The sequence below is a fragment of the Agrobacterium sp. genome (assembly GCF_032092815.1).
In the GTDB taxonomy this organism is placed as follows: Bacteria; Pseudomonadota; Alphaproteobacteria; order Rhizobiales; family Rhizobiaceae; genus Agrobacterium.
In genome coordinates this window covers 38,443-49,211 of the sequence record NZ_DAMDBP010000035.1, presented here as the reverse complement: position 1 = coordinate 49,211, position 10,769 = coordinate 38,443, and the positions used below count along the sequence as shown (strand labels likewise).

Annotated in this window: 10 protein-coding genes; 5 read left to right on the top strand and 5 right to left on the bottom strand. The window is 55.3% G+C overall.

Features of this window, described 5'->3' with window-relative positions:
* Positions 1-55 precede the first annotated feature (55 nt).
* The 3 genes from RT613_RS18060 (at position 56) to dxs (ending at position 3,384) form a co-directional block, all read left to right on the top strand.
* Positions 56-313 carry an exodeoxyribonuclease VII small subunit gene (locus tag RT613_RS18060; protein WP_313617591.1) on the top strand — a complete coding sequence of 86 codons (258 nt, stop codon included), beginning with the start codon at positions 56-58 and terminating at the stop codon, positions 311-313.
* A 126-nt stretch (positions 314-439) separates the two neighbouring features.
* A complete protein-coding gene (locus RT613_RS18055; RefSeq protein ID WP_313617582.1) occupies positions 440-1,363 on the top strand; it encodes a pirin family protein in 924 nt (307 codons plus the stop codon).
* Positions 1,364-1,464: 101 nt separating this feature from the next.
* Complete coding sequence (gene dxs / locus RT613_RS18050; protein ID WP_313617580.1) at positions 1,465-3,384, top strand: 1-deoxy-D-xylulose-5-phosphate synthase; 1,920 nt, start codon at positions 1,465-1,467, stop codon at positions 3,382-3,384.
* Between the two features lie 306 nt (positions 3,385-3,690).
* Here the strand turns inward: dxs and RT613_RS18045 are convergent, their stop codons facing one another.
* A complete protein-coding gene (locus tag RT613_RS18045) occupies positions 3,691-5,715 on the bottom strand; it encodes a methyl-accepting chemotaxis protein (RefSeq protein WP_313617579.1) in 2,025 nt (674 codons plus the stop codon).
* 336 nt (positions 5,716-6,051) lie between these two features.
* Here RT613_RS18045 and RT613_RS18040 point away from each other — a divergent pair, with 336 nt between their 5' ends.
* Complete coding sequence (locus RT613_RS18040) at positions 6,052-6,804, top strand: TlyA family RNA methyltransferase (protein ID WP_313617578.1); 753 nt, start codon at positions 6,052-6,054, stop codon at positions 6,802-6,804.
* Positions 6,801-8,051, top strand: coding sequence for a class I SAM-dependent RNA methyltransferase (locus tag RT613_RS18035; protein ID WP_313617576.1), 1,251 nt, complete (start codon positions 6,801-6,803; stop codon positions 8,049-8,051). The genes RT613_RS18040 and RT613_RS18035 overlap by 4 nt, the downstream gene beginning before the upstream one ends.
* Positions 8,052-8,080: 29 nt before the next feature.
* On the opposite strand, the gene RT613_RS18030 is transcribed toward RT613_RS18035, so the two are convergent.
* The 4 genes from RT613_RS18030 to RT613_RS18015 all read right to left on the bottom strand — a co-directional run bounded on the left by RT613_RS18030 (position 8,081) and on the right by RT613_RS18015 (position 10,619).
* Positions 8,081-8,389, bottom strand: a complete 309-nt coding sequence (locus RT613_RS18030; RefSeq protein WP_313617574.1) for a hypothetical protein — start codon at positions 8,387-8,389, stop codon at positions 8,081-8,083.
* Between the two features lie 89 nt (positions 8,390-8,478).
* The gene (locus RT613_RS18025; protein WP_313617572.1) at positions 8,479-9,237 is read right to left on the bottom strand and encodes a crotonase/enoyl-CoA hydratase family protein; all 759 of its coding nucleotides are present in this window, start codon (positions 9,235-9,237) and stop codon (positions 8,479-8,481) included.
* 190 nt (positions 9,238-9,427) lie between these two features.
* A complete protein-coding gene (locus tag RT613_RS18020) occupies positions 9,428-9,925 on the bottom strand; it encodes a BA14K family protein (RefSeq protein ID WP_313617570.1) in 498 nt (165 codons plus the stop codon).
* A gap of 217 nt (positions 9,926-10,142) precedes the next feature.
* Entirely contained in the window at positions 10,143-10,619 is a 477-nt protein-coding gene (locus RT613_RS18015) for a BA14K family protein (protein ID WP_313617568.1), read from the bottom strand.
* Positions 10,620-10,769 lie beyond the last annotated feature (150 nt).

Genomic DNA, 10,769 nt, shown 5'->3' with positions numbered 1-10,769 from the left:
AAGGGCTGGCGGAATCGGCAGCCATGCATATCTTGAGAATGATGAAGGGTTGAATATGACGGACACGACAAGCGCAGCAGCCGATGTCAGCAGCTATTCCTTTGAAAAGGCTGTCGCGGAACTGGAAAGCATTGTGGCCCGTCTTGAACGTGGTGATGTGGCGCTCGATGATTCCATCAAGATTTACGAGCGCGGCGAAGCTTTGAAGAAACATTGCGAAAACCTGCTGACTGCGGCAGAAAAACGCATCGAAAAGATTCGCCTCGATCGGAATGGCGCACCACAAGGCGTTGGGCCACTGGACGGCGAATAAGTCATTCAGACGGATTTCCGCTTTAAGTTGATCCGTTCAAAAACAGTACACGCTGTTCACAAGACGTGCTCTGCCAATTTTGTACAGCTGTGCTAGTTTGCCGGGAAAGACGAAGGAAAATACAAAATGTCCTTTTTTCCCGGTAATGACCCAGCTGCGGGCGATGCCTTCAGTTGCGACGCGATCGAAAACCTGATCATTCCGCGCTCCAGCGACATTGGCGGTTTTGCCGTGCGTCGTGCGCTGCCCACGCGCCAGAGACGTCTTGTCGGACCATTCATCTTTTTTGACCGTATGGGCCCTGCCATACTGAAAGCCGGTGAAGCGCTGGATGTGAAACCACATCCGCATATTGGCCTCTCAACCGTTACCTATCTGTTTGATGGCGAGATCAAACATCGTGACAGCCTTGGCACCGAACTCGTCATTCGTCCCGGCGATATCAATCTGATGACGGCCGGTCGCGGCATTGTGCATTCGGAGCGCACACCGGAAAACCTGCGCGGGCACCCGCTGTCGATGTCTGGTCTGCAGACATGGCTGGCCCTGCCCGACCATCTCGAAGAGATGGCGCCCGCCTTTGCCCATACGGGCCGAGAACATATGCCCGATATCGATATCAAGGGCGTATCTGGCCGTGTAGTGGTTGGCTCGATGGGCGGGCTGGTTTCGCCTGTTGCCACCTATTCCGATACGCTTTACGCCGATATCAGCCTTGAACCGGGCGTCAGCTTCCCGTTCGATGCTACGCATGAAGAGCGGGCGATCTACATTCTTTCCGGCTCACTGGATGTGGCTGGCGATGTGTTCGCCGCCGATCAACTGCTGGTATTTCGCCCCGGCGACAATATAACGCTGAAAGGCGGGCAGACCGGCTGTCATATCATGCTGTTTGGGGGTGCTGCCCTCAATTCAAAACGGTATATATGGTGGAACTTCGTTTCTTCATCAAAAGACCGTATTGAACAGGCCAAGGAAGAGTGGAGAACCGCACGGTTTGACATTGTTCCGGGCGATGAAGAAGAGTTTGTTCCCTTGCCTCAAGGTTGACATTTTGTAGAAGTGGACCAATTGCTCAAACAGAATTTCGCAATAGACAAATTTGCGATAATTTATCCGCTGCTGGAGCCACTTGAATAAAGGCCGGACGATTGACCGTATTGCCAGAAACACCATTGCTTGACCGGGTGCAGTTTCCATCCGATCTGAAAACGATTGAAGACCGCGACCTGCCCCAACTGGCTCGGGAGCTTCGCGACGAAATGATCGATGCCGTTTCCCGTACCGGCGGTCACCTCGGTGCTGGCCTTGGTGTGGTTGAGCTGACGATTGCAATCCACAAGGTTTTCAACACGCCTGAAGACCGGCTTATCTTCGACGTTGGACACCAGTGTTATCCGCACAAGATCCTGACTGGTCGGCGCGATCGCATTCGTACTCTGCGACAGGAAGATGGTCTTTCCGGTTTTACCCGGCGCGCCGAAAGCGAATATGACGATTTTGGTGCCGGGCATTCCTCGACATCGATTTCTGCCGGCCTTGGCATGGCCGTGGCGGCCGAACTCGACAAAAGCGACCGTAAGGTTATTGCCATCATCGGTGATGGCTCCATGTCCGCTGGCATGGCCTTTGAGGCGCTGAACAATGCTGGCGCACTTGATGCGCGTTTGATCGTCATCCTGAATGACAACGACATGTCGATTGCTCCGCCAACTGGCGCCATGAGCGCCTATTTGGCGCGTCTGGCATCCGGTCGCACCTATATGGGCATCCGCGATTTCGGCAAGAAGCTCACGGCTTATCTTGGCAAGACGATTGACCGCGCCATCACGCGTGCCGTCACCCATGCACGCGGTTACGTGACCGGTGGCACACTGTTTGAAGAGCTTGGTTTCTACCACATCGGCCCTATTGACGGCCATTCCTTTGACCACCTTTTGCCGGTGCTGCGCAATGTGCGCGACAACCAGCAGGGCCCGGTGCTCATCCATGTGGTGACACAAAAGGGCAAGGGATATGCTCCGGCTGAAGCAGCGGCCGACAAATATCACGGCGTCAACAAGTTCGATGTCATAACGGGCGCCCAGGCCAAGGCCAAGCCAAATGCTCCAAGCTATACCAGCGTGTTTGCCGATGCGCTGGTGCAGGAAGCGACCCTTGATGAGAAGATCGTTGGCGTAACTGCCGCCATGCCAAACGGCACCGGCCTCGACAAGCTGGCAAATCTCTTTCCGTCACGCACATTTGATGTCGGTATTGCTGAACAGCATGCAGTCACCTTTGCTGCCGGTCTTGCCGCTGATGGTTACAAGCCGTTCTGTGCGCTTTACTCGACCTTCCTGCAGCGCGGTTACGACCAGGTCGTACACGACGTTGCGATTCAGGGGCTACCCGTGCGCTTCCCGATTGACCGCGCCGGGTTTGTTGGTGCCGATGGCCCAACCCATGCCGGTTCATTCGACACCACCTTCCTTGCCACCCTGCCCGGCATGGTGGTTATGGCCGCTGCCGATGAAGCGGAGCTGAAACATATGGTGCGCACCGCCGCAGCCTATGACGAGGGTCCGATTTCCTTCCGTTACCCACGCGGTGAAGGCGTTGGCATCGACATGCCAGCGCGAGGTGAAATCCTTGAAATCGGCAAGGGGCGTGTCATCAAGCAGGGCTCCAAGGTCGCCATACTGTCATTTGGTACTCGACTTGCCGAATGCCTGATGGCTGCAGAAGATCTGGATGCTGCCGGGCTATCGACGACGGTTGCTGATGCACGTTTTGCCAAGCCGTTGGACCTCGATCTCATTCGCCAGCTTGCCAGCCATCACGAAGTTCTGCTGACCATTGAAGAAGGCTCTGCTGGCGGTTTTGGTGCCCACGTGCTGCATTTCATGGCAAGTGCCGGACTGCTCGACACTGGCTTGAAGGTTCGCACGCTGATCCTTCCAGACCAGTGGGTCGAACAGGCCAAACCGGAAACCATGTATGCCAATGCCGGGCTTGATAGAGCCGGTATTGTCAGCACCGTATTCAAGGCGCTGGGACAAGCGCAGCCGGATGCCGGATACGCAGGCTGATCGCGTTAGCGCATAGAACGCCAATCAAAACACGTTGCGCATTACATGCTGTCGCAACGTGTGCGACGCAAAGCCCAACCACCCGAAATTACTGATATGACGATGCGGCGAATGGGGCAGTGCGCCATTGCGCTGCAGACATGTTGCCATGCCATAGGAACTGCCTGCACAATGCCAAGCCAAGTTTCCACAGGCATATCCCAAAACAGCAACGCCGCGCCTCAATGAAGAGGCACGGCGTTGATTATTGTCCCGTTAATGCTGCGATTGAGACATCGTCAGCACAGCAGCAAAAGCAAGTGCTTATCAGAATTCAGTCCAGTCCTGCTCTGCCGGCTTGGCAGTGCTTTCTGCTGGCTTGGCATTAAAGGCACGTGCCAGTGTCTGGCCGAGCGAACGGGCTGGCGACGCGGCAGGCCGTGACTTTTCATTGGCAGCGACTGGACCGCGACCCATAATCGGCTTTTTGGCAATCGGCTGAACCGGCGAACGTGGTGTAGACGACTGGCGGAGAGCCGAGGTTCCCGTTGCCGCAACGCGGTTGACGGCACCAATGTTGAACTGACCCAGCAACGTATTGAGGCCTTCTGCCTCCCGAGCCAACGAATGGCTGGCTGCGGTCTGCTGTTCGACCATGGCCGCGTTCTGCTGCGTGCCCTGATCCATTGCGTTGACAGCGGTGTTGATTTCCTGAAGGCCGGTGGACTGTTCGCGTGCAGCAACAACGATGGCGCTGACATGGGTGCTGATTTCAGCGACATCCGACACGATTTTTTCGAGTGCCTTGCCGGTTTCATCAACGAGGTTCACACCGTTTTCAACCTGCTGGCTGGATGCGGTGATCAGCGACTTGATTTCCTTGGCTGCATTGGCAGAGCGCTGCGCCAGTTCACGCACTTCCTGCGCGACAACAGCAAAGCCCTTGCCAGCTTCACCGGCACGAGCCGCTTCAACACCGGCGTTGAGTGCCAGAAGGTTGGTCTGGAAGGCGATGTCATCGATCACACCGATGATGTTGCCGATTTCGCCTGACGACTTTTCAATTTCCTTCATGGCGTTGACGGCATTGCGCACCACGATACCGGACTTCTCGGCACCTTCGCGGGTGCGCTGCACGAGGCTACCTGCCTCTTCGGCGCCACGGGCAGAATCACGAACTGTGGTCGTAACTTCTTCCAGAGCTGCGGCCGTCTGCTCGATCGAGGCTGCCTGCTGTTCTGTGCGGCGGGACAGGTCATCTGCAGCCGACAGCATTTCAGCAGCGCCGGAATTGATGGCCGATGCATTTTCGCCAACCGAGCGCAGCGTCTGCTGCAGCTTTTCGAGCGAATTGTTGAAGTCACTTCTGAGCGAGTCGAGACGCGGCGCAAACTGTTTTTCAATGCGGTAGGCGACGTTGCCATTGGAAAGTTCCGTCAGACCATTGGCCAGCTCTTCAACAGCGACATTGTTTTCAGCGTCTTCCCGTGCCTTCTCGGCCTCATTGCGGCGACGCTCGTCATCGGATGACAGGCGCATTCTTTCGGTTTCATCAGCAAGACGCAGCTTTTCGATGCCGGCCTGTTTGAAGACCAGCACGGCCTGCGCCATCTTGCCGACTTCATCCTTGTGGTCGAGGGCGGGAACTTCAACGGTGTTGTCACCCTGGGCAAGGCGGCTCATCGATTCCGTCATCTGCACGATTGGCGTTGCGATGGCGCGCGCCAGAAGCAGGATGAGAGCAATGGCAATCACGCCAGCCATGGCACCACCGCCAAGCAGCGCCATCTGCAGGTTGAACTGGGCGGCATCCTGAGCCGCATAATGCGAGGCGGACAGTTCGGCGAGCTGGGCCTTGATGGCTGCGGCATTGGTCCGGAAGCCATCCAGCTGGCCCTTCGCCTGATTGCGGCCAATCTCGATGATCTCGGAAATAGGCGCTTCCGTTGTCTTGCGCGCGGCAATTTGCGGCTCGGCAAGCTGCTTGTGGAAGACGGTTGCCGATGCTTCCATCGCGTCGATGGATTTCAAAATCTCAGGCATGCCAGCTGCATAAGTGCGGGCTTCATTGAGCTTGTTCAGCATCAATTCGCGGTTGGCGAACACATCATTATAGGTACTATCACTGCGAAACAGCAGGAAGCCACGCTGGTTAACTGCCTGCTCAAGCATTGCTGCGAGCGCGGCATCAACCGATTCCACGACCTTGTCGGTTCTGAACTGCTCTTCGGAAATACGCTTCGTATCAAGTGTCTGCCAAAAAACGACGGCAGATGCCACCAGACAGACCCCCATCAAGGCAACGAAGGTTATGATCAGTTTCAAATTGATCGAAAAATTCTTCAAGGACATTGAATGCTCTTTCCGGAACAGTTGATGTATCAACAGCACCACGCCCGACGGTGAAAGAACGCCGTATCGGCACATGGATTTTATGAGAATGCCGTCATGGCAAATCGGCCTGACCCAGACGGTCAGCCACCTGCACCATGCAGATAAGCGCGTTTAAATTCACTTAATCGTCTGGCCAAAAGCACCGCAATTTCGCGCATGCAACAAAATTATGGGTCAGAACAATCCATTTTCGTTGCAAAGATGATGCCAAAGACTTCCATATGGTTGTCAGATCACTGGTCTTCTCGACAAAATGCTTGCGTTCAAGGCTGACCGCAGTCATTGACACTTCCCATGTCTCACTCAACAGAAACACAACGCCTGGACCAGTTGCTGGTGGCACTTGATTTATTCAGCAGCCGCTCGCGGGCCCGCGATGCCATTGAACGGGGCACCGTCACCGTCAACGGCCAGCTCGTCAGCAAACCGGCCGCGATGTTTAGCGCAAATGCGGTCATTGCCATTGCCGATCCCGCTCAGGACTATGTCTCGCGTGCAGCACTCAAGCTCGTGGCAGCACTTGACCATTTCAAGCTCGACCCACAAGGTCAGGAGTGCCTTGATGTCGGCGCATCGACAGGTGGTTTTACCGAAGTGCTTTTGGAGCGCGGTGCAGCCCATGTAACAGCAATCGACGTCGGCCACGGGCAGATGCATGCCCGCATTGAACAGAACCCGTTGGTCACCAACATCGAAGGATTGAATGCGCGTTACCTGACACCGGATGACATTTTCGAGCGACCAATTACGTTCATCGTCTCCGACGTGTCATTCATTTCCCTCAAGCTGGCGCTTGCACCTGCGCTAGAACTTGCTGAGGTCGGAGCAACCGCCGTGTTGCTGGTCAAACCGCAGTTCGAGGCAGGCCGTGACGCCATCAGCAAGGCTGGCCTGCTCAAGGCACCGGAAACGGCACCTGATGTGGCACGAGAACTGGAACGTTGGCTGGTTGAAGACATGGGCTGGACTAGTCTTGGCCTTATCCCCTCGCCGATCAGTGGCGGAGACGGAAACATCGAATTTTTGCTTGGAGGCAAAAAACAATGACAACGCAGACTGTGAAAATCCAGAGCATGGGCGCGCAGGGCGATGGCATTGCACACTGTCCCGACGGCACGGTTTACGTGCCATTCAGCCTTCCCGGCGAAACCGTTGCCATTGCACGGGTAAAAGACCACGGCACCATCATGTCGATCTCGGAAGCCTCTGCGCAGCGACGCACGCCGCTCTGTCGTCATTTCGGTCCAGATGGTCAAGGCGGTACCTGTGGCGGTTGCTCGTTGCAGCATATGGGCGATGACGCCTATCACGAGTTCAAACGCGATCTTGTGGTATCCGCCTTGAAAGCCAAGGGCCTGACACCGGAGGTGGACGCGCTGGTTACCTGTCAGCCGAAACAACGCCGACGGGCAGTTTTTGCCCTGCGCAAGACTGAAAAGAGCATGCTGCTCGGTTTCAGCCAGGCTGGCAGTCACCACATCGTCGATATTGCCGAATGTCCCGTTACGTCAGATGGTATTGTCAGCCGCCTGAACGATCTGCGGGCCATTGGTACTGCCATGGTGCAGAACGCCGAACCCTTCCGCATGACGGTGCTGGAAAGCCTGTCCGGTCTCGATATTTCCGTTGAAGGCATAAAATCTATCAATGACAAACAGCGCCAAGTGCTGACCCAGACCGTATTGACGATGCGAGGTATTGCTCGCGTGTCCTTGAATGGTGAAATCCTGATCGAGCCGCAAAAGCCGGTCCTGAAATTTGGCAAGGCAGAGGTCAATCCGCCACCGGGCAATTTCACGCAGGCAACGATGGCTGCCGAGGAAGCGATGGCCGACATCGTTATCGGTCATTTTGGCAAAGCCAAACGTGTCGCCGATCTGTTTGCTGGCTGTGGCACCTTCTCACTGCGGCTGGCTGAAAAGTCGCAGGTTTTTGCGGTTGAAGGTGATGACAAGGCGATCAAGGCTCTGGATGCTGGCGCGCGCAAGACACAAGGCCTGAAACCCGTCAAAGCGGAGAAACGTGACCTGTTCCGCCGCCCGCTGATGACCAGCGAACTCAAGACATTTGATGCCGTTGTGTTTGACCCGCCGCGGGCCGGTGCAGAAGCACAATCGAAGGAGCTGGCGCGCAGCACGGTCAAAAAAATTGCGGCTGTCAGCTGTAATCCGCTGACGCTGGCACGCGATTTGTCCATTCTGGTGGACGCTGGTTATCGTATTGTGCGCGTTGTGCCGGTTGACCAGTTCCTGTGGTCACCGCATGTGGAAGCTGTCGCCTTGCTTGAAAAGTAAGGCGACCCGATCCAACGACAAAAGCTGAATTACCAGACCGGCTGAAGATTGCCGCTTCCCACAACACCTGGGCAGCGGCAACGGCCACCCGCCCTGCCGGTTTCAACACGGCAGACATAGGGCTGCGAACGACGCGCGCTCTCCGGCGGAGTTATGACACAGGCAAACCGCGCCCGGTTGTTGCGGTTTGGCCGTGATTGCGAAGAATTAAAATCCATGCCCTGCGATTGCGCCAGCAGCAGGTTGTTTTTCGGTGCAACAGACATGGCAGGCATTTCACGGCCTTCGGCTGCTGTCGACAAAACAAGCGCCATACAGGCAAGGGCAATTTTACGCATCACATTGTTTCCCTGAGAACCGTGCACTCTGGCTTCAACACGTAAAGTGTCGATTGGTTGCCAACTGTCTCCTTGTACTGTGCTCAGCCTTAACGGCGCATGAAGGCCTCGAATGCAGCGCGTGCCTCAGCGCTTTTCAGCTGGGCGCTGAAATGCGCAAATTCCTCGTCCATTCTCTGCAGCTTTTCGACAGGACTTCCCCTCAGCAAGTCACGGGCGATCCGCAATGCGCGAGGCGGCTTGGATGCAAGTTTGCGTGCTATTTCCAGGGATTCAGCCTCGACGTTTTCAGGCTCGGTCATTTTCCAGATCAGGCCGGCTTCCAGCGCCTGTTTCGCTGAAAAACCTTCGCCCGCAGCCAGCAGCGCGAAGGCACGTTGATGCCCCATGACACGCGGCGCGAGCAGACTTGAGGCCGCTTCCGGCACCAGCGCCAGATCGACAAAAGGCGTCTTGAACTGGGTTCGCGACGAGGCAATGGTCATGTCGCAATGCAGGTTCAGCGTGGTGCCAATGCCAATTGCCAGACCATCGACACCGGAGACCATCGGCTTTTTTACATCGGCCAGCGCCTTGATGAATTCAAATCCGGCTGGAGGTTCACTCGTTTGTGCCATGCCGTAGTTCAAAAAGTCGGCCATATCATTACCGGCAGAAAAACAACCTTCCGTGCCGAGAAACACCACCACCCGCACACTGTCATCTTCATTGGCGAAATTCAGCGTTTTCACCATGCGGCGGTACATGGCCTGCGTTATGGCATTCTTTTTTTCCGGACGATTGAAACGAATGATCAAAATGCCCGATGTGTCTTCAGGGCCTTCCACTAAAATATGGTTATCCTGCACGGCATTCCTCCCGACCTTACAGACCACGCTTCCGCAAACATGTTCCAGAATTAATTTATTTTTACGTAAACGTCAATTTGATGATCAGATTGAATTCCCATGCGAAAAAACGGCGAATAGGTAGGCACAAAATAAAACTCCGCCCGGCTTGCCACCGGACGGAGTGAAACAGTCACTGCTTAGACATTGATCAGAAATACGGCGACAGGCACTGTCGGCGTGGGCCGTAGTTCGGCTGGAACGTATTGCTGTAGGCGTCATACGAGCGGTAACGGCCCGCACACCAGTCATAGTGACGTGGGTTGAGGTTACCAACAGGTGCTGGACGATACACTGGCGCTGGGCGATACACTGGTGCGGGACGATAGACAGGGGCCGGTCTGTAGTTCGGCGCAGCAATCGCGCCACCAATCACCGCGCCCGCTGCAAATGCTGCAAGCGGGAACCAGTAGCCATCGTGGTGGCGGTAACCTGGGCGCGGCTCGCGGTAACCGCGGTAACCGTTGTGGTAACCACGACGCGGGCCACGATCATAATCACGGTAATATTGGACGTTGACCACGTCCGGGTTAACGCTGGGCTGGCTTGGAACCACCGGCAGCGGCATGGCTTGCGCCGGTACAATTGCGGTGACTGCAACGAGGGCAGCAAAACCGTAACCGGCAAACTTCTTCACGTAGTTACTCATCTGACTTCTCCCTACTCTGGGCAAGTCTGCGCCAGCAGAGTTATGAACCTTATTATTTCACCGGATCAATCGCGTCCGAGACAAAATATCTCCGGTGTCTATAGCATGACAATATTTCAGGTCGCATGAACCCAGCATTAACGACGATCTACCTGTCAAACCGTCAGTTCCCGCAAAAAATTAACCCGCGATCAGATCGCGGGTTAACAGGACCATCTTATCGGCCGTATGGTGAGACACACTGTCTTCTTGGGCCGTTGTAAGGTTGGTAGCTGTTGTCATAGGCCCGGTATGATCTGTAACGGTTTGCACACCAACTTGTATGGCTTCCACCATAGGAAGGTTGCGCCTGTACGGCACCACCGATAATCGCCCCCATGGCAAAAGCAGCCATCGGGAACCAGTAGCCATTGTGATAACGGTATCCGGGACGTCGCTCAGAATAACCACGGTGTCCATTATACCATCCGTAACGTGGTGGCGGACCACGGCGGAAATCACGGTCACGGCGAGGTCTGTCGCCCCCACCGTAAAGACGGTTATTCTCACGATCACGATACTGCACCTGCAGTAACGGCTGCTGCTTGACCTGCGTCTGTTGCACAGTGGGCATCTGGAATGCCTGAACAGGAATAACGCTGCTCATGCACATAACGATTGCCGTAGCAACGCTTGCCATCCGAAATCGCATCATGGGTATTCCTCCTAGTAGATCGTCTATGACGACACGAAGTTTTTTTGTCTGTGCTTTCCATGAAAATATTTCAGGAAGCGCAATAACTTCATATTCAGCCAAATAATAACTACTTGGATAGGACTTTGTTCCACTTAGATGCAGCAATCA